This window comes from Polaromonas aquatica (assembly GCF_050626995.1).
In the GTDB taxonomy this organism is placed as follows: domain Bacteria; phylum Pseudomonadota; class Gammaproteobacteria; order Burkholderiales; family Burkholderiaceae_C; genus Polaromonas; species Polaromonas aquatica_A.
In genome coordinates this window covers 502,876-525,069 of sequence record NZ_CP192467.1, presented here as the reverse complement: position 1 = coordinate 525,069, position 22,194 = coordinate 502,876, and the positions used below count along the sequence as shown (strand labels likewise).

The window sequence follows — 22,194 nt, the reverse complement described above, 5'->3', positions numbered from 1 at the left end:
TGCTAGGCGTGTTTTTGTTCGAATTCTCGCATGTACGCCACCAGCGCCTCGACGCCGGCCAGTGGCATGGCGTTGTAGATGCTGGCGCGCATGCCACCTACTGACTTGTGGCCCTTGAGTTGCAATAGGCCGTTGGTTTTGGCGCCGGCCAGAAAAGCATCGTTGCGTGATTCGTCGCGCAAGAAGAACGGTACGTTCATGCGCGAGCGGCAGTCCTTGCTGACCTTGTTCAGGTACAGCTGTGAGCTGTCAATCGCGTCGTAAAGCAGCTGTGCCTTGGCGAGATTGCGTTTTTCCATGGCTGCGACGCCGGTGGCTGCGCCCTCTTTCTGGCGCTTGAGCCACTGAAAGGTAAGGCCAGCGATATAGATCGCATAAGTCGGCGGCGTGTTGTACATCGACTGGTTGTCTGCGACCGTCTTGTAATCAAAGGCGCTGGGACAGGCGGGCATGGCATGACCGAGCAAATCTTCGCGGATGACCACCAGCGTCACCCCAGCGGGACCAAGATTTTTTTGTGCCCCACCAAAAGCCAGGCCGACGCGGGACCAGTCGACAAGCCTGGAGGCGACATGGGATGAGAAGTCAATGACCAAGGGGGCGTTGCTTCCGAGTGTTTGCAGATCCGGCAAGCTGTGGAACTCTACGCCGTTGATGGTTTCGTTGGTGCACAGGTGAACATAAGCCGCGTCAGGCCGCAATTTCCAGTTTGAAAGCGAAGGCAGCAGCGTGTGTCCGTTATCCGCGTTGCTGGCGGCTATTTGCACGTCGCAGTATTTACGCGCTTCTTTTTGCGACTTGTCGCTCCAGCTGCCAGTCACCACAAAATCGGCGGAACGGCCGCGTGAAAGGTTCAATGGGACGATGGCGTTCTCGGCTAGCCCACCGCCTTGCATGAACAGGATTTTGAAGTGGGCCGGAATCGCCATGAGCTCACGAAAATCAGCTTCGGCGGCTTCATAAATGGAGATGAACTCCCTGCCGCGGTGGCTCATCTCCATCACACTCATGCCACTGCCGTGCCAGTCCAGCATTTCACCCGCTGCCTCCTGCAAGACCTCCTCGGGCAGGTTTGCCGGGCCAGCGGAAAAATTGAAAGGACGGGTCATTTTTTGGCGGGTGGCTTGGCTGCTCCCGGAGCCGGGCTGGTGCCAACGATTTTTACCGCGGCATCGTCGAACTGTTTGATGCGTGCGACCACTTCGGGGCGAGAGGCCTCGACCAGCTTTTGCACGAAGAGATTGCCCAGCTCAGGTGCTGTAGCCTGGTATTTCTTGATGGCAGGTGATTCGAAAAAAGCAGCAAGCTGCTGGAGTTCTTCCAGGGTGAATCGTTCTGCATAGACGGGTACCAGAGACTCGGTGCTGACTTTGTTGACCTGCTTGCCAATCAACTGGCCCGCATCATCTGTGTACTTTTTAAGTTCAGCATTGAGGTCTTCCGAGGCTTTCTGCTGTTTTGCCTTGGGAACGGTTGCCTCCATTTTGGGCCCCCATTTAGCGATGAGTTCCTGGGCCGTGACGCCCGCAAGCTGATTGACAAGCCGGTCAAGCTCAGGTCCTTGTTGCAGTGCGACTACTTTTTTGGCCAACTCGGTTTTTGGATCCGTTGCCTGGGCATGAGCGATCGTAGTAGTGCAGGCCATGGCGGCAATCGCGATGGTGGCGAGGAGTTTCTTCATCAGTTACTTTCGGTGTTGGGAGTGTCTGTGCCGGTATCGGTTTCAGTGTCGAGGTCGTCCAGCGTGGCATCGTTTTCGACAATGCGCTGGAGGCCGCTCAATTGTGACCCTTCATCCAGGCCGATCAGCGTAACACCCTGTGTAGCCCTGCCCATCTCACGGATTTCACTGACCCGCGTGCGCACCAGTACGCCCTTGTCGGTGATAAGCATGATTTCGTCGTCAACGTGCACCAATGTTGCTGCCACCACCTTGCCATTGCGTTCGCTCTGCTGGATGGCGATCATGCCCTTGGTGCCGCGGCCGTGGCGGGTGTATTCGATGATGGAGGTGCGCTTGCCGTAACCGTGTTGGGTAGCCGTCAGCACACTTTGCTGCTCGTCCTCAGCCACCAGCATGGCAATCACGCCCTGGCCGTCTTCCAGCGTCATACCGCGCACGCCGCGAGCGTTGCGACCCATGGGGCGCACATCGTTCTCGTCAAAACGCACGGCCTTGCCGCCATCGCTGAACAGCATCACATCGTGCTTTCCATCGGTCAGCGATGCACCGATCAGGTAGTCGCCAGCGTCCAGGTCAACAGCAATGATGCCCGCCTTGCGCGGGTTGCTGAACTCATCGAGTGCGGTCTTCTTCACAGTGCCCATGGAGGTGGCCATGAAGACGTACTGGTCAGCCGGGAAGCTGCGCTTTTCACCAGTCAGCGGCAGGACCACGGTGATTTTCTCGCCTTCCTGCAGCGGGAACATGTTCACTATCGGCCGGCCACGGGAGCCACGCGATCCTGCGGGAACCTCCCAGACCTTGAGCCAGTAGAGCCGGCCGCGGTTGGAGAAACACAGGATGTAGTCGTGCGTATTGGCGATGAAGAGCTGGTCGACCCAGTCATCATCCTTCGTGGCGGTGGCTTGTTTGCCACGTCCGCCGCGCTTTTGCGCGCGGTACTCCGACAGGGGCTGGCTCTTGATATAGCCGGTGTGCGAAAGCGTCACCACCATGTCCGTAGGCGTGATCAGATCTTCAGTGCTCAAATCAAACGAACTGTGCTCAATCTGGCTGCGCCGCGCGCCCAGCTTGGTCTGGCCGAACTCGAGCTTGATCGCGGTGAGCTCCTCGCCGATGATGATGGAGACGCGTTCGGGCTTGGCCAGGATGTCGAGCAGATCGTCAATCTCGGCCATGACGTCCTTGTACTCGGCCACGATCTTGTCCTGCTCCAGTCCGGTCAGGCGCTGCAGGCGCATCTGCAGGATTTCCTGGGCCTGGGTTTCCGACAGGCGGTAGAGGCCGTCACTGCCCATGCCGAAGGCCTTTTCAAGCCCGTCGGGACGGTAATCGTCGGCATTGACCACACCGCCGTCGGCGCGCGTGCGAGTGAGCATTTCGCGCACCAAGCTGCTGTCCCAAGGGCGCAGCATCAATTCGGCCTTGGCCACAGGCGGAGTGGGCGCGTTGCGGATGATGGCGATGAAGTCGTCGATGTTGGCCAGGGCGACTGCCAAGCCTTCCAGCACGTGGCCGCGTTCGCGTGCCTTGCGCAGCGTGAACACCGTCCGGCGCGTCACCACTTCGCGGCGGTGCGAAAGGAAGACTTGGATCAGGTCCTTCAGATTGCACAGCTTGGGCTGGCCGTTGACCAGCGCCACCATGTTGATGCCGAATGTGTCTTGGAGCTGGGTCTGCTTGTACAGGTTGTTCAGCACCACCTCGGGCACTTCCCCGCGCTTGAGCTCGATGACCAGGCGCATGCCGGACTTGTCGCTCTCATCCTGGATGTGGCTGATGCCTTCGATTTTTTTCTCGTGCACCAGTTCGGCCATGCGCTCCTGCAGCGTCTTCTTGTTGACCTGGTAGGGCAGCTCGTCGACGATGATGGACTGGCGTTGGCCCTTGTCGATGTCTTCGAAGTGGCATTTGGCGCGCATCACCACCTTGCCGCGGCCGGTGCGGTAACCGTCCTTGACGCCGTTGATGCCGTAAATAATGCCGCCCGTGGGAAAGTCAGGCGCCGGCACGATTTCCATCAGTTCATCGATGGAGGCTTCCGGATTCTTCAGCATGTGCAGGCAAGCATCGACCACTTCGTTGAGGTTGTGGGGCGGGATGTTGGTTGCCATGCCCACCGCGATGCCGCCCGATCCATTGACCAGCAGGTTGGGCAGGCGGGTCGGCATGACCAGCGGCTCCTGTTCGCTGCCGTCGTAGTTGGGGCCGAAGTCGACGGTTTCCTTGTCCAGGTCGGCCAGCAGTTCGTGGGCGATCTTCGACAGGCGAATTTCGGTGTAACGCATGGCCGCAGCGTTGTCGCCATCGACCGAACCGAAATTACCCTGGCCGTCAACCAGCAGGTGGCGCAGGGAAAAATCCTGGGCCATCCGTACGATCGTGTCATAGACCGACTGGTCCCCGTGGGGGTGGTATTTACCGATCACGTCACCGACGATACGGGCCGACTTTTTGTAAGGTCGGTTCCAGTCGTTGTTCAACTCGTGCATTGCGAAAAGCACGCGCCGGTGTACCGGCTTGAGCCCGTCTCTTGCATCAGGGAGTGCTCGCCCCACGATCACGCTCATCGCGTAGTCGAGATAGCTTCGCCGCATTTCCTCTTCAAGACTGATGGGCAGGGTTTCTTTAGCGAACTGGGTCATGGGCGGCCTGGTTGGGATTTCGAGATTCTTGAGGAAAGCCCGTGATTTTAAGGCCGGAGTGCAGGGTGTAGACCTGTGGCGGGACAGCAACAAATGCTGAAGAATCTTAAGTCTGTGTCAGACGAAGCCGATAGCGCGCTTGAAGGTTCAGGCAGGTGTGGCACAATCGATGTAACGCTTTGAGTGATGGTCACTCACGGCGTGTAAATTACTAATCGCAGCAAGTCTGCGGCTTTTCTCTAGAGGAGAACCATGAAGAAACTCAACAAAGTGGCAATGTTGTTTGCTTCCGCAGCGCTTGTTACCGCCGCTGGTGCACAAACTATCGACAACTGGAAAAACGGCAACAACGAACTGGTCTGGAAAAACGGCACCAACGAACTGTGCTGGCGCAATGCCAACTGGACGCCTGCTACTGCAGCGCCTGGTTGCGATGGTGCGATTGTTGCTGCTCCTGCTGCTGCTGCCTCTGCTCCTGCTAGCGCCGCTGCTCCTGCTGCCGCTGCACGACCAGCTGCTCCGGTTGCTCCTCCTGCCGCGACAAAGGTTACGTACGCTGCTGACGCCTTCTTTGACTTCAACAAGTCCGTGATCAAGCCAGAAGGCAAAGCCAAGCTGGATGACCTGGTCGGCAAGATCAAGGATATCAACCTGGAAGTCATCATTGCTGTGGGTCACACCGACTCCGTCGGCGGCGATGCATACAACCAGAAGCTGTCGGTTCGCCGTTCTGAAGCTGTCAAGGCATATCTCGTGTCCAAGGGCATCGAGAAAAATCGCGTCTACACTGAAGGCAAGGGCGAGAAACAGCCAGTTGCTGACAACAAGACCGCCGAAGGCCGCGCCAAGAACCGTCGCGTGGAAATCGAAGTTGTTGGTACCCGCGCCAACAAGTAATCCTCTAGGATCGCTTAAAAACCGCGCTACGGCGCGGTTTTTTTATGCCTCAACGATAATGTGTCATGTCTATAAGCGATAACTTTGATCCCGCCGAACTGGCCAAATTCTCCGACCTTGCCCATCGCTGGTGGGATACCGAAAGCGAGTTTCGGCCCCTGCACCAGATCAACCCGCTGCGCCTGGGCTGGATTGACGGCCAGGTCCCGCTCAAAGGGCTGCGGGTGCTGGACGTGGGTTGCGGTGGCGGCATCCTGGCCGATTCCATGGCCCGTAAAGGCGCCGAGGTCCTGGGCATAGACTTGGCGACCAAAGCGCTGAAAGTTGCCCAGCTCCATGCGCTGGAAGCCCAGACTGAGAGCGTGCAATACCGGGAAGTCAGCGCTGAGGCGCTGGCGGCCGAGCAGCCGGGCAGCTTTGACGTTGTCACCTGCATGGAAATGCTGGAGCACGTGCCCGACCCCTCGTCCATCGTCAAGGCCTGCGCGGCACTGGTCAAACCCGGCGGTCATGTGTTCTTTTCCACCATCAACCGAAATGCCAAAGCCTTTTTGTTTGCCATCGTGGGCGCGGAATACGTGCTGAACATGCTGCCCCGCGGTACCCATGAGTACGCCAAACTGGTCAAGCCCAGCGAACTGGCCGGCTACTGCCGCGCCTCGGGGCTTTCGCTGCTGCAGACCTGCGGCATGGAGTACAACCCGCTGACACGCCACTACTGGCTCAGTGCCGACACAAGCGTCAACTACCTGCTGGCTACCCAGAAAAGCTGAATCCCGGCTGCCTGCCCTCAAAATTCATATTTTCGACATGTTCAAAGACATTGCTGCCGTGCTGTTCGACCTGGATGGCACCTTGATAGACAGCGCGCCCGACCTGGGCGCCGCAGCCGACAAAATGCGCACCGACAGGGGGCTCGAATCGCTCCCCTTGGCTCTATATAGGCCCATGGCGGGTGCCGGCGCGCGGGGCATGATTGGCGTGGCTTTCGGCCTGACCCCGGACGACGCCGGCTTTGCCGATCTCAGGGAAGAGTTCTTCCGTAATTACGAATCCCGCATGACCGAACACACCACGGTGTTCGACGGCGTGGCCGAATTGATCGCCGACATCGGCCTGGCCGGCTTCCAATGGGGCGTTGTGACCAACAAGTCCGCCCGCTTTACCCTCCCGCTGACCAAGGCCATGCCATTGTTCGATACTGCCCGGACCATTGTCAGTGGCGACACCACGCCGCACGCCAAGCCTCATCCGGCCCCCCTGCTGGAGGCGGCCCGCCAGCTGGATATCGCGCCCCAGCGCTGCATTTACGTCGGCGACGACGAGCGCGACATTGTGGCCGGCCGGGCTGCCGGCATGCCTACGGTGGCGGCCTCCTACGGCTACCTAGGCAAAACCGCCGATACCGGAGGATGGAGAGCCGACGCGACCATCGCCGCGCCCGGCGCCCTCTTGAAATTGCTGCGAATGGCGTAAACTAGGCCTCTTGGGGCTGCATTGGTTTCGACGTGGGTTCGGACGCGGTGTGGTGCATGTCGAGCTGAGTGTGCTCGTAAAACAGATTCAAACAAACTAACTGCAAACGACGAACGTTTCGCACTCGCTGCTTAATTGCCAGTGAGCTTTACAACAGCAGGCCGATGGGCTGGGCAAGGGGTGTTTAGCGCAAGTTAAACGCTCCCGGCTGTAAAGATAATTTCATCGGCTGGCTCCGGGCTGGGTACCTTAACCCGGGGCGAGAAAATAGGGTGCTGGCGTCCTGTGTAGCGTGCGACTGCGCGACACAGGTGGCGAGACCTAAATCAGACCGCTAAACATGTAGATCTGCCCGAACAAGGCTTGCGGACGGGGGTTCAAATCCCCCCAGCTCCACCATTCACCAAAGCCCAGCCTTTGCCGGTTGGGCTTTTTCATTGGGACACGGGTTTTCCGGGTGCCTGTCTGCCGGTCCACGTCCAGTTGGTCCTGGCACCGGGTGACAATAGCCCCATGGCAAGCATGCAACTTCAAGAAATTCTCTTCTCTCAGGGCTTCGGCACGCGGCGCGTCTGCGCGGGGTTGATTCAACAAGGACTTGTGGCAGTAGAGGGTGCCCCTTGCGCGGAACCCGCTATGGAATTTATAGCAGAAGGCCTGCACTTCACGGTGCAGGGTGTGGCCTGGGAGTACCACGAGAAGGCCTATCTCATGCTGCACAAACCGGCAGGCTACGAATGCTCGCAAAAGCCCAGCACCTATCCCAGTATCTACACACTCCTGCCGGCACCGATACGCCAGCGCGGCGGCGGAGCGGCTGCCGGCGTGCAGGCAGTGGGCCGGCTGGACCAGGATACGACAGGCCTTTTGTTGCTATCGGATGACGGCAAGTTCATCCACCGTATGAGCTCGCCCAAGCATCATGTGCCCAAGGTATATGAGGTGCGTGCCAAACATCCCGTGGATGACAAGCAGGTCGCCAAGCTGCTGGCAGGCGTGGTGCTGGACGACGACCCGAAACCCGTGCGTGCCGCTGCGTGTGAAAAAACCGGTGAAAACCAGCTGAGCCTGACCCTTACCGAAGGCAAGTACCACCAGGTCAAGCGCATGATCGCCGCGGTGGGCAACCGGGTGGAAGAGGTCGGCGGCCTGCACCGTTCACGCATCGGTACGCTGGATTTGCCGCCTGACCTGAAACCGGGTGGATGGCGTTGGCTGACACCGCAAGACATGGCCAACATTTCAGCGCCTTCGGCCAAAGCGCACTGAAACTTGTGAAAACCTGACCCAGACTCTGCGGCAAGCGGTTACGCTGCCAGCTTCGCAAAAAGCAATCTTTGGAGGAAGCATGAACCCACGCCGTCAATTCCTGAATGCTGCCGCAATAGGTGCTGTAGCCGTGCCGTCGCTGGCCTTGGCGCAGCACGCGCCCAAAGCGGCGCGAGGCCCGATCCTGCTGACCGTCAGCGGGCGGATCGGTGCGGGCAACCGCGGCGCCTTCGATCCGGCGTTCGACCAGATGATGGGCAAGCAGAAAATCCAGTTCGACAAGGCCCATGTCTTTGACTTTGCCGCACTCACTGCGCTGCCGGCCGTCACCATCAAGCCGACGCTGGAATACGACAGCAAGCCGCACACCCTAAAAGGCCCCTTGCTGGCCGATGTCATGAAAGCTGCCGGCGTGAAGTTGACCGACAAGACAACGCTTTTCCTGCGCGCTGTGGACGGATATGCCGCCCAGGTCACTGCCACCGAGGCCAGCAAATACCGCTTCATTGTGGCGACCCACCTCGACGGCCAGCCCATGGCGCTGGGAGGGCTGGGCCCGCTCTGGGCGGTATACGACGCTGATCGTTTTCCCGACATGGCTGCCAAGCCGCTGCCGGCGCGCTTTGCCTCTTGCCCGTGGGCGATGTACCACATCGAAATCAAAGAGGCTTGAGCGGCGCCTGTTTTCCGGCGAGATGACGGCTCCGGCCCTGCTTTTTTAGATGAGATTGGCCTGTGGCCTAATAGCTACGGGCGCAAGCAGCTATAAAAAACGTAGCAACTGCCAGACGATTTAATCGATGTTTTTGAGAAAGTCAGCGATCGCTTCAACGGTTTTTTCGGGCTGGTCGCGCTGGGGTGAGTGTCCGCAGCCCGCCAGCCTCAATTGCCGGGCATGGGGCGCTGCCAGCGCAATCTCGTCCAACTGCCGCATCGTGCCGTACTCATCCTCCAGCCCCTGAATGAGCAGCAGCGGCGCCGCAACGCGTGTGCAGTCCGTCCGGATGTCAAAGCTGCGGAAGGCCGGCGACAGCCACACATCGTTCCATTGCCAGAAAGCGACGTCCACATCCGCATGATGCCGTGCCAGGCGCTCACGCAAGCCCCCTGATTCAAATGCGGTTCTGGCCTGGGCAATTGCCTGGACCGCAATGTCTTCGACCAGCACATGCGGCGCCATCGCGATGCAGGCCGATACCGGGTGCCGGCTGGCATGAAGCAGGGCAATGCTGGCACCGTCGGAATGCCCGAGCAGCACCGGGTTACTGATCTGCAGTGCCTTGAGTAGTGCGGGAAGTACGTCACAGGCTTCCCGATGCATATAGTCCGGCAGCAGCCGGCCGGTGCGTTTGCCGTTCTGTTCGCCTGGCTCACCACGCACGTTTGCAACCGGTTCTGACTGACCGTAACCGCGGCGTGAATAGACCACGCCCGGCCGGCCGGTCGCCGTGCACACCGCCTGGGGCCAGTCCAGCCCGCGCTGTGTCCACAGGCTGACCGAGCCCAGGCCCTCGTGCAAAAAAACCACCGGAGCCAGATGAGCATGCCCGGCGATGCGCCGGACTTCCAGGCGCGTACCGTTGATCTCCATCAATTTCATCGTCCCATCGTAAAGGATGTAAACGATTGGACGAGTCTGGCGTTTCAGGAAGGAGTTGTTGAGAGCTTTTGGGCGCCTTCTGGTTTTTGCCACGGCTGGTGCCCGGTACACTAACCGGCTGCACGTAGAAAGACTGTTTTTGTGAATGTTTCCGTCCGTTTTGCCGCCGTGGGGCTATTTGCCCTTGCCGGCCTGGTGTGTTCCGCCGTCTTTGCCCAGACAGCTGCGGGCGCGGCATCTCCCTCGACCGCCATACCTGTCTTTGTGCTGAACTCGCTTGACGACAGCGTCAGCGTGATCAACCCGGCCACCTGGACCGAAACCAGGCGCATCGCCACCGGCAAGCAGCCGCACCATCTTTACCTCACCCCCGACGAAAAATCGGTGATCGTGGCCAATGCGCTGTCGGATTCGCTGACGTTTATCGACCCCAAGACCGCCGAAGTGCAGCGCACCGTGCGCGGCATCCTTGACCCCTACCAGCTGCGCTTTTCGCCCGACATGAAGTGGTTCGTGACGGCGGCCAACCGCCTGAACCACATCGATATTTACAAGTGGGACGGCAAGGACATCACGCTGGTCAAGCGCCTGCCCACCGGCAAGACGCCTAGCCACCTGTGGATCGACAGCAAAAGCACCACAATCTATTCGACCATGCAGGACAGTGACGAACTGATCGCCATTGACCTGGTCAGCCAGAACATCAAGTGGCGTACCAAGACCGGTTCCATTCCCGCGGACGTCCATGGCACGGCTGACGACAGGTTCATGCTGGTGGGCCTGACGGGTGGCGACGCCGTCGAGGTGTACGACGTGAGTGGCGCGCAGCCGCAGCGCACCAAGGTGATCAAAACCGGCGCTGGCGCGCATGCGTTTCGCGCTTTCGGCGACAAGCGCCACGTGCTGGTCAGCAACCGTGTGGCCAACAGCATCAGCAAGATCGATCTGCAGACCCTGGAAGTGGTGGACAACTACCCCGCGCCGGGTGGCCCCGACTGCATCGATGTAAGTCGCGACGGCAAGCAGATCATGGTTACGTCGCGCTGGGCGCGCAAGCTGACGGTAATTGACGTGGCGACGCGCAAGATCGTGCGGCAGGTCAATGTTGGAAAGAGCCCTCATGGCGTCTGGACGCTTGATCACGCCCCACGGTGAAAAATGAAGCCCCCACGGTCGCTCACTACGTCTAGCTCCCTGCCCCCCGGTGGGGCCGCTGCGCCTGCGGCCCGGCAAAGCCGGTTCCGCGGCCCCTGCTGGGTGGGGAATCCTTTGCGATCTGTAGTTGCTATTGTTTTAATAGCTGCTTGCGCGCATTCCACCTGGGCTGCGGGCATAAACAATGCAAAAAGCGCGCTGCAGCCGATTGCTGCGGCCTGCAAACCCGTCTATCTGACACTGGATACCGGCCACATGGCCGTCGCGCCGTTGATGGGCGACGTCTTGAACAAACACCAGGTCAAGGTCACTTTTTTTGCGGCGAATGAACGCACGCAAGTGGGCGACGGAAGTCTGGGGGCGCATTGGGCACCATGGTGGAAAGCGCGGGCAGCGGAGGGGCATGAATTTGCCTCACACACCTGGGACCATGTTTACTGGCGCGGCGACGTGCCTGCTGCACCCGGCGCGCAGGCCCAGTTCAAAATGCGGCCCTCGGCCGGCCCGCTGGAGGGCAAGGACTTCAACTGGACGGCCAAACAGTATTGCGAAGAGCTCGGCAAGCCCAGCAAGCGTCTTGAGGAAATGACCGGCAAGAAGCCATTGCCGCTTTTCCGTGCGCCGGCCGGCAAGACCTCGCCTGCATTGCTGGCCGCGGCCAAGTCGTGCGGCTACGAACATGTGGGCTGGTCACCTGCCGGTTTTCTGGGTGACGAACTGGCAAGCGAAAAGTATCCCAACGACTTCCTGCTGAAGAAAGCGCTGCGCGACGTGCGCTCGGGTGACATCCTGGTGGCGCACCTGGGCATCTGGTCACGCAAGGACCCATGGGCGCCCAAGGTGCTGGAGCCGCTGATCACCGGCCTGCAGGCGCGCGGCTTTTGCTTTCAGACCCTGCGCGAACATCCCCAGTACAGGGCGTGGATTGACGCCCAGGCCGGCTCCGCTCCGGCCAAGCCTTCAAAATAAACACCATGGACTGGTTCAGCGATATTTTTTCCGTGGCGCAGCAATGGCTGTTTGAGTCAGCGGTGCAGCCGGCGATGTTTGCGCTGGGCCTGGGCAACCTGCTGGAGGATGGCTACGACGCCACCGCCTGGTTCATGGTGGGCGTGATCCAGGTGCTGATCCTGCTGGCCATCATCGGCCCGCTGCAGCGCTGGCGGCCGGTGGAGGCTGTGACAGATCGGGCCACCATTCGCACCGATGTTCTTTACACGCTGATCCATCGTCTGGGCTTTTTCCGCATCGCGCTTTTCTTCACGCTGGACCCGTGGTTTGACGAAGCCTTCGGCGCGCTGCGCACCGCCGGCTACGGTACCTTCCACCTTGACCAGCTCTGGCCTGGCATCACCGACTACGCCGTTGTCAGCTTGTTGATTTACTTCGTCGTGTTTGACTTCGTAGCCTACTGGACGCACCGCGGCCAGCACCAGATCGAATGGTGGTGGCGTTTGCATTCGCTGCACCACGCGCAGCGGCAGATGACGATGTGGAGTGACAACCGCAATCACCTGCTGGACGATATCCTGGTCGACACCATCGTCGTGATCGTGGCTCAGCTCATCGGCGTGCCGCCCGGCCAGTTCGTCGCCATCGTGGCCTTCACCCAGCTCAGCGAAAGCTTTCAGCACGCCAACGTGCGCATGTGGTTCGGCCGCATCGGCGAACGCCTGTGGGTGAGCCCGCGCTTTCACCGCCTGCACCACAGCATCGGGGTTGGGCATGAGACGCCAATCAAGGTGAAACCAGTGCAGGACGAACAATTTTCCGCCGGGCCGCCCCAAGGAAAATTAGCCCCCCCGGGGGGCAGCGCATTACACGAAGTGAAAAGCGTGGGGGCCGTCAGGTTAGGAGGCCATAACTTCGGCGTGTTGCTGCCTTGGTGGGATGTGCTGTTCGGTACGGCCAATTTTGAGCAGCGCTATGACCCCACGGGCGTTCGCGATCAGGTGGAGGTCAAGCGGGACTACGGCCGGGGTTTCTGGTCGCAGCAATGGGTTGGCCTGAAACGTTTATTCGGTCGAGCCTGACGGCTGTTTGGTGTCTTCAACCCAGCAGGGGCCGCGGAACCGGCTTTGCCGGGCCGCAGGCGCAGCGCCCCCTCGGGGGGCAGCGTATTACACGAAGTGAAAAGCGTGGGGGCTACACTTGGTCATGAGCAAACTTCTTGACGCCTTCTGGCGCGCCGCAATGTACTGCCTGCACCCGCGGGTTATTGCGCTGTCGGTCCTGCCGCTGATCATCATGGTGGTGATCTCGCTCGGGCTGGGATATTTTTTCTGGAGCGATGCGGTGGAGGCCATCCGCTCGCAGATCGGCAGTTACGAGCTCGTCAATACCCTGGCGCGCTGGCTGGAGGGCTTGGGCCTGAGCAATCTGCGCGTGGTGCTGGCGCCTGCGCTGCTGCTGTTCCTGGCGATTCCCGTGATTGTGATCGTGGCGCTGCTGTTTGTGGCGATGCTCATGACGCCGGCCATGGTGGCACTGGTGGCCGAGCGGCGCTTTCCACAGCTTGAACGCAAGCAGGGCGGTTCCTTGTTCACCAGCCTGTTCTGGTCGCTGGGCTCGACCGTGCTGGCCGTCGTAGCGCTTGTCATTTCAATTCCGCTGTGGCTGATCCCGCCGCTGATCCTGGTGCTGCCGCCGCTGATCTGGGGCTGGCTGACCTACCGTGTCATGTCGTATGACGCCATGGTGGACCACGCCAGCAGTGAAGAGCGCCGGCAGATATTCAAGGAGCATCGCCTGCCGTTGCTGGCGATCGGTGTGCTCAGCGGCTACCTGGGCGCGGCACCCAGCCTGATCTGGGCGTCGGGCGCCATGTTTGTGGCCATGGCCCCCATCCTGGTGCCGGTGGCGATCTGGATCTATACCCTGGTGTTTGCCTTTTCTTCACTCTGGTTTGCGCACTACACGCTGTCGGCCCTGGAGCAACTTCGCAAGAAAAACAATGCCCTGACGCCCGACCCACTTGCGCAACAAGCTATCGAATCGATAGCAACCGAACTGGCTCCCGAGGCCCTTCCCGGGCCGGCGCCCAGTTTCGGTTCGCTGGGCGGCAAGCCCGGGCCAAGCACCTGAACTTCATACCCACCACTCCTCGCCCATGACCCCATCATTCGGCCTCATCATCGTCGGCGACGAAATCCTCTCGGGAAAGCGTGCCGACAAACACCTGCCCAAGGCCATCGAACTGCTGGGCGCACGCGGCCTGCAACTGGGCTACGCTGACTACGTGGGCGACGACCCTGCCCGCATCACCGCCACGCTGGCGCGCGCCTTTGCGGCCGCGCGTGAAACGGGCGATGTGGTGTTTTCCTGCGGCGGCATAGGCGCGACACCCGACGACCACACCCGGCAATGCGCGGCCAAAGCATTGGGCGTTGACCTTGCCCTGCACCCCGCAGCCAAAACATTGATCCTTGAACGCATGGCGGATGTGGCCAAAGAGCAAGGCGTGCCCTATGAACCTGACCGCGACGACAACATCCATCGGTTGAACATGGGCGTGTTCCCGATCGGCGCCGAACTCATTCCGAATCCCTATAACAAGATTCCCGGTTTCACTTGCCGGGCCGGGCAGGGAGCGCTTCACTTCGTTCCCGGGTTTCCTGTCATGGCTTGGCCGATGATTGAATGGGTACTCGACAATGATTACGCGCACTTGCACCAAAAGTCGGCCTATGCCGAAAAATCGGTGATCATTTTTGGGTCCATGGAAGCCATGCTCACCCCCCTGATGCTCGACATTGAAGCGGCGCATTCCGGCGTCAAGGTTTTCAGCCTGCCGAGTGTGGACCACCCCGAGTATGGCCGGCATATTGAGCTGGGAGTAAAAGGCGCCCCCGAAGCGGTAAACCGCGCCTACCCCGCCATGCTCGCGGGGCTACACAAATTTGACCTGAAGTATGGCCCCGAATTGGTGCGTTAAATAATTGCACTAAATGCGTGCATTTCGATGATTGCACGAAATTGGTGCAATTGTTAGTGTCAGGGTTTTTTGTATTTTCGATCCGCCAAGGCGGGAAATGAGTCAGATCACGGCACAATCCGAGGCTCGGCAGGAAACTGAAGCGCCAGTGTCTGTGGCACAAAAAGTGCATTCGACAGCCCGAAGAGATTTTTTCAACCACCCATCCAGCAACAGGAGATTTTGATGGCAAAGACCGTCGCAGACGTCATGAAAATGGTCAAGGAAAACGAGGTCAAGTTTGTTGACTTCCGTTTTACCGACACCCGGGGCAAAGAACAGCACGTGACCGTGCCCGTGTCCCACTTTGACGAAGACAAATTCACGTCGGGCCATGCATTCGACGGCTCCTCGATTGCCGGCTGGAAGGGCATTGAAGCCTCTGATATGCAATTGATGCCTGACCCCAAGACGGCCAACATCGATCCGTTCTTTGAAGAAACCACGTTGTTCATGAGCTGCGACGTGCTCGAGCCCGCCGACGGCAAGGCCTATGACCGCGACCCGCGTTCCATCGCACAGCGCGCAGAAGCCTACCTCAAGGCCTCCGGCCTGGGCGACACGGCTTACTTCGGTCCCGAGCCAGAATTCTTCATCTTTGATGATGTGCGCTGGAACACCGACATGTCAGGCACTTTCTTCAAGATCGAAGAATACGAAGCCCCATGGAATTCGGGCGCCAAGCTCGAAGGCGGCAACCGCGGCCACCGTCCCACCGTCAAGGGCGGCTACTTCCCCGTGCCCCCCGTCGACAGCACCCAGGACATGCGCGCCGAGATGGCCCTGATCCTCGAATCGCTGGGCATCCCTGTTGAAGTGTTCCACCACGAAGTGGCCGGCGCCGGCCAGAACGAAATCGGTACCCGTTTCAGCACGCTGGTTCAGCGCGCCGACTGGACGCAAGTCCTGAAATACGTGGTGCAGAACGTGGCCAACGCCTACGGCAAAACCGCTACCTTCATGCCCAAGCCTGTTGTCGGCGACAACGGCTCCGGTATGCACGTTCACCAGTCCATCTGGAAAGACGGCAAGAACCTGTTTGCCGGTGACGGCTATGCCGGCCTGTCTGATTTCGCCCTGTACTACATCGGCGGAATCATCAAGCACGCACGTGCCCTCAATGCCATCACCAATCCCGGCACCAACAGCTACAAGCGCCTGGTTCCTGGTTATGAGGCTCCTGTCAAGCTGGCTTACTCGGCCAAGAACCGCTCGGCATCGATCCGCATTCCTTACGTCGCCAACCCGAAGGGCCGCCGTATTGAAGCGCGTTTCCCCGATCCACTGATGAACCCGTACCTGGGCTTCTCGGCCCTGATGATGGCTGGCCTGGACGGCGTGGAAAACAAGATTCACCCTGGCGAAGCCGCTACGAAGGATCTGTACCATCTGCCACCCGAGGAAGACGCAAAAGTGCCAACCGTTTGCCACAGCCTGGACCAGGCGCTGGACGCGCTCGACGTGGGCCGCAGCTTCCTGACCAAGGGCGGTGTGTTTACCGACAGCATGATCGACGCCTACATTGAACTGAAGATGGGTGAAGTGACCCGCCTGCGCCAGGCGACTCACCCGATCGAGTTCGAAATGTACTACTCGCTGTAAGCAGGCGAGCATTCAACTGCGACTGTGTTTATATACAGTTTGTGGTCAAAAAAGGACGGCGGATGCCGTCCTTTTTTATTGCCCGGGCTGGTTGTGGGTTTGCTGGCTTTGTATTTTTGTGCCTTTGCCGCATACTGATAGACCGTCCTCGCCCTTTTGGGCATCGGGAGTTCCTATGAAACAGACCTTATTGATTTCTACCTTGTCGTTGCTGCTGGCTGGCGCGGGGAATTCCGCGTGGGCGCAGCAGGTGTACCGTTGCGCCGGCATCGGAGGTGCGGCCCCTGAATACATCAACAACGCCAAAGATGCCCAAACCCGGAGCTGCAAGCTGCTGTCCGGCGGTAATGTAACGGTGATGCAAAGCACGCCGATACCCAAAGCTGCGGTTCGAGTAGCTGCGGTTGCAGGCTCTGGCGGCCCGCGCACCGATGGCAGCCCCGAACAACGTGCCCGCGACAACGATTCGCGCGCCATTCTTGAGGCTGAGCTGAAGAAGGCCGAAGCGAAGCTGGCCGAGCAGCAAAAAGAGTTCAATAACGGCGAACCCGAAAAACAGGGTATTGAGAGCCGCAATTACCAGCGCTACCTCGACCGCGTGGCCGAACTCAAAGACAGCATCGCCCGTAACCAGAGCGACATTGCCGGCCTGAAGCGCGAAATATCCCGTTTGCCTGCCCCGGCCTCAGCCGCCGTCGTCAATTAAACCAACCCGGAAGTCGCGACAAGCCGGCTTCTGGAGGAAAATGGATGGCTTGAACAAGCCATCCATCCGCGCCGCTCTGTCATCCGTTCCGGCCACGGGACTTCCGCCGCGCTTTCAGGCGTTCGACCTTTTGGCGACACTGGTGGCCGTGGTTCGCACCGACGGCACGGTAGTGTTTGCGAATGCCGCGCTGGAAGATGCGCTCGGCACTTCGCGGCGAACCATTGAGGGTTCGCAACTTCCCGATTGTTTTACCGAGCCGCTGATCCTTCAGAACGCGCTGGAAGGTGCCGGCAGCAATGAGTTTGCCGCTTTGCGCTACGACGCCTGGCTAAGGCGTCTGAATCATGAGCCCCTGCCGGTCCACGTCGTGGTGGCGCAAACCGATACCCCAGGTGAGGCTATTGTTGAGCTGCTCCCCCTGGAGCAGCAAGCCAAGCAGGAGCGGGAAGAGCGCCTGATTGACCAGGCGCAGGCCAACAAGGAACTGATCCGCAACCTGGCCCATGAGATCAAAAATCCGCTGGGCGGGATTCGCGGTGCGGCGCAGTTGCTGCAGATGGAAATCGGCAAGGACCTGACCGAATACACCCAGGTCATCATCCATGAGGCAGACCGGCTGCAGACGCTGGTAGACCGCCTGTTGGCGCCGCACCGCCGCCCGCACCTGGTGGGCGATGTCAATATTCACGAAGTGTGTGAGCGCGTGCGCTCCCTGATTCTGGCGGAATTTCCCAGAGGGTTGAAAGTCACGCGCGACTACGACATCTCAATTCCTGATTTCCGCGGAGACCGCGAACAGCTTATCCAGGCAGTGCTGAACATTGCCCACAATGCCGCGCAAGCCCTTGCCGAAAGGGTGGCGGCAGGCAATGCGCACATCACCTTCAAGACAAGAATCGCCAGGCAGGTAACTTTTGGCAAACAGCGCTATCGCTTGGCACTGGAATTGCATGTTATCGACAATGGACCGGGCGTGCCGGACTCCATCAAAGACCGTATCTTCTATCCCCTGGTCTCGGGGCGTGAGGGCGGTTCGGGGCTGGGGCTGACATTGGCGCAAACTTTTGTCCAGCAACACCACGGTTTGATTGAGTGCGACAGTGTGCCGGGCCGTACAGATTTCAAGCTGCTCATACCGCTGCCTTGAAATGTGTCCAGCCATGATTGATACATAACGCGATCGTGCAGAGGGTTCCAGAAAGCCCTGCATTGAAAGCACGAAAAAAGGGACTGCACTACATGAAACCGATCTGGATCGTTGATGATGACCAGTCCATCCGGTTTGTTCTGGAAAAGGCTCTGCTCCGCGAAGACCTTCCTACGCGCAGTTTCACCAATCCCCGGGAAGTCCTCGCCGCACTGGAAAATGCGACTGAGGACGAGGGGCCACAAATTCTTGTGAGCGACATCCGCATGCCAGGCGGCTCCGGCCTGGACCTGCTCGAAAAGGTCAAGGAAAAGCTGCCCGGCTTGCCGGTCATCATCATGACCGCGTTCTCCGACCTTGACAGCGCGGTCTCGGCCTTTCAAGGCGGTGCCTTTGAATACCTGCCCAAGCCTTTCGATTTGCCCAAGGCGGTAGAGCTGATTCGCCGTGCGGTCGAAGAAAGCCAGCGCGAAGAGGTTGCTGAAGAGCGCATGGCCTCTGCGCCCGAGATGCTCGGTCAGGCGCCGGCCATGCAGGATGTTTTCCGCGCCATCGGACGCCTGAGCCAGAGCATGGTGACGGTAATGATCACCGGCGAATCAGGGTCGGGCAAAGAGCTGGTGGCGCGTGCGTTGCACAAGCATTCGCCGCGTGCCAACGGGCCTTTTGTCGCCATCAACACCGCAGCCATCCCCAAGGACTTGCTTGAGAGCGAACTTTTTGGCCATGAGCGCGGCGCTTTCACCGGCGCGCAGACCATGCGGCGCGGCCGCTTCGAGCAGGCCGAAGGCGGCACACTTTTTCTTGACGAAATCGGTGACATGCCCTTTGACCTGCAGACGCGCCTGCTGCGTGTGCTCAGCGATGGCCACTTCTACCGCGTCGGCGGGCACAACGCCGTCAAGGCCAATGTGCGTGTCATTGCCGCCACCCACCAGGACCTGGAGCAGCGCGTCAAGGAAGGCGGTTTCCGCGAGGACTTGTTCCACCGCCTTAACGTGATCCGCCTGCGCCTGCCCGCATTGCGTGAGCGGCGCGAAGACGTGTTTATGTTGACGCGCCACTTCCTGCAGCAAAGTGCCAAACAGCTGGGCGTCGAGCCCAAGCGGATTTCCGATACGGCCTTGCAGCAGTTGAGCAACTTCGGCTTTCCCGGCAATGTGCGGCAGCTTGAGAACATCTGCCATTGGCTTACCGTGATGGCACCGGCTCAGGTGATCGAGCCCAAGGACCTGCCACCCGAAGTGCTGGGCATGATCCCCGAGTCTGGGAAATCCCTTGCGCCAGCGGAAAAGCCGGAGGCGGCCCGTACAGAATGGGCGGGAAGCATCGACAAGGCTTCCGCCGTCCAAGCCCCAGAATCTGCCGCGGCTGGCCCGGATCACAGTTGGGAGCATGGGCTTGAAGCCGAAGCCCTTGCCCTGCTGGCGACCGGCCGCAGCGATGTGTGGGACGTGCTCACACGGCGGTTTGAGTCCAAGCTGATCCAGACCGCGCTGGCCAACACCCGGGGGCGCCGCATCGAGGCAGCCCAGAAACTGGGTATAGGCCGGAACACCATTACGCGGAAGATTCAGGAACTCCATCTGGAGTAGGTGGAGCCCCCACGCTCCCCCACTGCGTGTGGGTCGCTGCCCCCCGAGGGGGCCGCCCGCCTGCGGTCTGGCAAAGCCAGTCCCGCGGCTCATGCTGGGTTGAAGATTCAGGGCGTATGCAGCAAGCGGGTGGCATTCAACCAGCGGGCGCCGCGGAGCCGGCTTTGCCGGGCCGCAGGCGCCGTCCCCTGCAAGGGGAAAAGGGCTACACGAAGTGAGCCCGATAGGGGTCAGCCAAGTGTTACGGTCACAGGCGCATGGTCGCTGGGCTTTTCCCATTTGCGCGGTACGCGGTCAATGGCGCAGCCTTTGACTTGCGGCTTGAGGGCTTCGCTGACCAGGATATGGTCGATGCGCAGGCCCCGGTTCTTCTGGTAGCCCAGCATGCGGTAGTCCCACCATGAATAGCTTTTGGGCAATTGCTCGAACATGCGAAAGCTGTCGGTCAGGCCCAGCGCGACGAGTTGGCGGAAGTGTTCGCGCTCTTCCCTGGTGTGGTGAATGGTGTCCCTGAGGCCTTCCGGATCGAACGAGTCCTGGTCTTCCGGCGCGATGTTGAAATCGCCCAGCAACACCAGCTGCGGGTGAGCCGCCATTTCAGTGCGTACATAAGATTGCAGGCCGTCCAGCCAGCGCATTTTGTAGGCGAACTTTTCGCTGCCGGGCTCCTGGCCGTTAACGAAGTAGCCATTCAGCACACGGATGGGGCCTGTCGGGCCATCTACCGTGGCGGCGATCACGCGCGAATGCTCGTCTTCGAAGCCGGCGATGTTTTTCACCACGTCGCGCAGCGGCGAGCGCGAAAGGATGGCCACCCCGTTGTAGGTTTTCTGGCCAAAGGCGGCAGCTTCATAGCCGGCGGCTTTGAGCGCCTCCAGCGGAAACTTGTCGTCCGTCATCTTGAGTTCCTGCAGGCACAGCACATCCACGGGATTGGCGGCGAGCCAGTCCAGCACATGGGCCAGGCGCGCGGTCAGCGAATTGACGTTCCAGGTGGAAATTTTCATGAGTTCGTGTTTCTGCCCAGTAATTGCATGGATAGTTTGCTATTAAATATGTAGCAAGTTCGAGCGCTTCGGGTTATTTATTTTGATAAGTGACGAAGCTGAACTTCATTCCATTTGCCGCCACGTGGTCTTCTCGCGCAGTCTCTCGCCATTCAGGGCCCAGCGGCGGCGCATAGGCGTCGCCCTCAATATTCTCGGCAATCTCGGTGACTTCAATCCGCTCGGCCAGCGGCATTGCCTGCGCGTAGATTTGTGCGCCGCCGATGATCCACACTTCGTCGGATGCAGCGCACAGGGCCAGCGCATCGGCCAGGCTGGCGGCGGTTTCGGCGCCGCTGTCTTTCCAGTCCGGCTGCCTCGTGATGACGATGTTGGCGCGGCCCGGCAGCGGCCGGAATTTTGGCGGCAATGAATCCCAGGTCTTGCGGCCCATGATGACCGGCCAGCCAGTGGTCAGGCGCTTGAAGTGCGCCATGTCTTCCGGCAGGCGCCAGGGAATGGTGTTGTCACGCCCGATTACGCCGTTGGCGGCGCGGGCGAAGATCATGTGGATGCGCGTCACGGCTTCAAGTTCGGTTGTCTAGACTGCCACCGGCGCCTTGATGGCGTCATGGTGCTGGTAGTCCAGGAATTCGAAGTCTTCAAACTCGTAGTCAAAGATCGACTCGGGCTTGCGCTTGATTTGCAGCGTAGGGTAGGCAAAAGGCTTGCGGCTGAGCTGCAGAGCCACCTGTTCATGATGATTGCTATAGATGTGGCAGTCGCCGCCGGTCCAGATGAAGTCACCTACGCCCAGGCCGCACTGCTGCGCCACCATATGGGTGAGGAGGGCGTAGCTGGCGATGTTGAAAGGCACACCGAGGAAAATGTCGGCGCTGCGCTGGTAGAGCTGGCAACTGAGCTTGCCCGGCTGGCCCGCCGCGTCTGACGGCGCCACATAAAACTGGAAGAACGCGTGGCAGGGCATGAGCGCCATTTTGGAGAGGTCGGCCACGTTCCAGGCACTCACGATGATGCGGCGCGAATCGGGATTGGTTTTCAGCGTCTTGATGACTTCGCTGATCTGGTCAATGTGGCCGCCATCGGGTGTGGGCCAGCTGCGCCACTGCACGCCGTAGACGGGGCCGAGGTCGCCGTCTTCACGTGCCCATTCATCCCAGATGGTGACGCCGCGTGCCTTGAGCCAGTTGTTGTCACTCGAGCCCTGCAGAAACCACAGCAGCTCGTGGACGATGGACTTCAGGTGGACCTTCTTGGTGGTCACCAGCGGAAAGCCTTCGTTCAAATCAAAGCGCATCTGGTAGCCGAACACGCTTTTGGTGCCGGTTCCGGTGCGGTCAGCCTTGAAGGCGCCGTGGGTGTCCACATGGCGCATGAAATCTTCGTATTGGGAGCGGATGGGGCGGTTCATGGACAACCAGTCGGCTTGGGTTCA

The 22,194-nt window shown here is 59.9% G+C and carries 21 protein-coding genes and 1 other RNA gene; 15 read left to right on the top strand and 7 right to left on the bottom strand.

Annotated features, from left to right (window positions below; translation table 11 throughout):
* Positions 1–2 precede the first annotated feature (2 nt).
* Genes serC through gyrA form a run of 3 tightly spaced genes read right to left on the bottom strand, consistent with a single transcriptional unit; the run spans position 3 to position 4,329 of the window.
* Entirely contained in the window at positions 3–1,109 is a 1,107-nt protein-coding gene (serC, locus tag ACQ4MS_RS02580) for a 3-phosphoserine/phosphohydroxythreonine transaminase (RefSeq protein ID WP_431097536.1), read from the bottom strand.
* Complete coding sequence (locus ACQ4MS_RS02575) at positions 1,106–1,681, bottom strand: DUF2059 domain-containing protein (RefSeq protein ID WP_431097534.1); 576 nt, start codon at positions 1,679–1,681, stop codon at positions 1,106–1,108. The genes serC and ACQ4MS_RS02575 overlap by 4 nt, the downstream gene beginning before the upstream one ends.
* On the bottom strand, positions 1,681–4,329 hold the full coding sequence (gene gyrA, locus ACQ4MS_RS02570; RefSeq protein WP_431097532.1) for a DNA gyrase subunit A: 2,649 nt from the start codon (positions 4,327–4,329) through the stop codon (positions 1,681–1,683). The genes ACQ4MS_RS02575 and gyrA overlap by 1 nt, the downstream gene beginning before the upstream one ends.
* Positions 4,330–4,581: 252 nt before the next feature.
* Between gyrA and ompA the strand changes: the two genes are divergently transcribed.
* From ompA to ACQ4MS_RS02540, 6 genes are all read left to right on the top strand, one after another.
* Positions 4,582–5,226 carry an outer membrane protein OmpA gene (gene ompA, locus ACQ4MS_RS02565; RefSeq protein WP_431097531.1) on the top strand — a complete coding sequence of 215 codons (645 nt, stop codon included), beginning with the start codon at positions 4,582–4,584 and terminating at the stop codon, positions 5,224–5,226.
* 65 nt (positions 5,227–5,291) lie between these two features.
* A complete protein-coding gene (gene ubiG / locus ACQ4MS_RS02560; protein ID WP_431097530.1) occupies positions 5,292–5,999 on the top strand; it encodes a bifunctional 2-polyprenyl-6-hydroxyphenol methylase/3-demethylubiquinol 3-O-methyltransferase UbiG in 708 nt (235 codons plus the stop codon).
* Between the two features lie 37 nt (positions 6,000–6,036).
* Complete coding sequence (locus ACQ4MS_RS02555) at positions 6,037–6,702, top strand: HAD-IA family hydrolase (protein WP_431097529.1); 666 nt, start codon at positions 6,037–6,039, stop codon at positions 6,700–6,702.
* Between the two features lie 12 nt (positions 6,703–6,714).
* Positions 6,715–7,101, top strand: a transfer-messenger RNA (tmRNA) gene (gene ssrA / locus ACQ4MS_RS02550).
* Between the two features lie 123 nt (positions 7,102–7,224).
* Positions 7,225–7,971: a pseudouridine synthase gene (locus ACQ4MS_RS02545; RefSeq protein ID WP_431099519.1), complete on the top strand. Its 747-nt coding sequence runs from the start codon at positions 7,225–7,227 to the stop codon at positions 7,969–7,971.
* A gap of 79 nt (positions 7,972–8,050) precedes the next feature.
* A complete protein-coding gene (locus tag ACQ4MS_RS02540; RefSeq protein WP_431097528.1) occupies positions 8,051–8,644 on the top strand; it encodes a molybdopterin-dependent oxidoreductase in 594 nt (197 codons plus the stop codon).
* A 120-nt stretch (positions 8,645–8,764) separates the two neighbouring features.
* Here the strand turns inward: ACQ4MS_RS02540 and ACQ4MS_RS02535 are convergent, their stop codons facing one another.
* A complete protein-coding gene (locus ACQ4MS_RS02535; protein ID WP_431097527.1) occupies positions 8,765–9,571 on the bottom strand; it encodes an alpha/beta fold hydrolase in 807 nt (268 codons plus the stop codon).
* Between the two features lie 141 nt (positions 9,572–9,712).
* Here ACQ4MS_RS02535 and ACQ4MS_RS02530 point away from each other — a divergent pair, with 141 nt between their 5' ends.
* The 9 genes from ACQ4MS_RS02530 (at position 9,713) to ntrC (ending at position 19,752) form a co-directional block, all read left to right on the top strand.
* Entirely contained in the window at positions 9,713–10,726 is a 1,014-nt protein-coding gene (locus ACQ4MS_RS02530; protein ID WP_431097526.1) for a YncE family protein, read from the top strand.
* Between the two features lie 114 nt (positions 10,727–10,840).
* Positions 10,841–11,695 (top strand): polysaccharide deacetylase family protein, encoded by an 855-nt coding sequence (locus ACQ4MS_RS02525; protein WP_431097525.1) that lies wholly within the window; start codon positions 10,841–10,843, stop codon positions 11,693–11,695.
* Positions 11,696–11,700: 5 nt separating this feature from the next.
* The gene (locus ACQ4MS_RS02520) at positions 11,701–12,759 is read left to right on the top strand and encodes a sterol desaturase family protein (protein ID WP_431097524.1); all 1,059 of its coding nucleotides are present in this window, start codon (positions 11,701–11,703) and stop codon (positions 12,757–12,759) included.
* Between the two features lie 124 nt (positions 12,760–12,883).
* A complete protein-coding gene (locus ACQ4MS_RS02515; protein ID WP_431097522.1) occupies positions 12,884–13,810 on the top strand; it encodes an EI24 domain-containing protein in 927 nt (308 codons plus the stop codon).
* A 25-nt stretch (positions 13,811–13,835) separates the two neighbouring features.
* Positions 13,836–14,660 carry a competence/damage-inducible protein A gene (locus tag ACQ4MS_RS02510; RefSeq protein ID WP_431097521.1) on the top strand — a complete coding sequence of 275 codons (825 nt, stop codon included), beginning with the start codon at positions 13,836–13,838 and terminating at the stop codon, positions 14,658–14,660.
* A 225-nt stretch (positions 14,661–14,885) separates the two neighbouring features.
* Positions 14,886–16,301, top strand: coding sequence for a type I glutamate--ammonia ligase (gene glnA / locus ACQ4MS_RS02505; protein WP_431097519.1), 1,416 nt, complete (start codon positions 14,886–14,888; stop codon positions 16,299–16,301).
* 175 nt (positions 16,302–16,476) lie between these two features.
* Complete coding sequence (locus tag ACQ4MS_RS02500) at positions 16,477–17,007, top strand: hypothetical protein (protein ID WP_431097518.1); 531 nt, start codon at positions 16,477–16,479, stop codon at positions 17,005–17,007.
* A 40-nt stretch (positions 17,008–17,047) separates the two neighbouring features.
* Positions 17,048–18,157, top strand: a complete 1,110-nt coding sequence (gene glnL, locus ACQ4MS_RS02495) for a nitrogen regulation protein NR(II) (RefSeq protein WP_431097517.1) — start codon at positions 17,048–17,050, stop codon at positions 18,155–18,157.
* Positions 18,158–18,249: 92 nt separating this feature from the next.
* A complete protein-coding gene (gene ntrC, locus ACQ4MS_RS02490; RefSeq protein WP_431097516.1) occupies positions 18,250–19,752 on the top strand; it encodes a nitrogen regulation protein NR(I) in 1,503 nt (500 codons plus the stop codon).
* A 230-nt stretch (positions 19,753–19,982) separates the two neighbouring features.
* Here ntrC and xth read toward each other — a convergent pair whose 3' ends face one another.
* From xth to ACQ4MS_RS02475, 3 genes are all read right to left on the bottom strand, one after another.
* Entirely contained in the window at positions 19,983–20,759 is a 777-nt protein-coding gene (gene xth / locus ACQ4MS_RS02485) for an exodeoxyribonuclease III (RefSeq protein WP_431097515.1), read from the bottom strand.
* Between the two features lie 73 nt (positions 20,760–20,832).
* The gene (locus tag ACQ4MS_RS02480; RefSeq protein WP_431099518.1) at positions 20,833–21,306 is read right to left on the bottom strand and encodes a dihydrofolate reductase; all 474 of its coding nucleotides are present in this window, start codon (positions 21,304–21,306) and stop codon (positions 20,833–20,835) included.
* A 33-nt stretch (positions 21,307–21,339) separates the two neighbouring features.
* Entirely contained in the window at positions 21,340–22,170 is an 831-nt protein-coding gene (locus tag ACQ4MS_RS02475; protein ID WP_431097514.1) for a thymidylate synthase, read from the bottom strand.
* Positions 22,171–22,194: the final 24 nt, after the last annotated feature.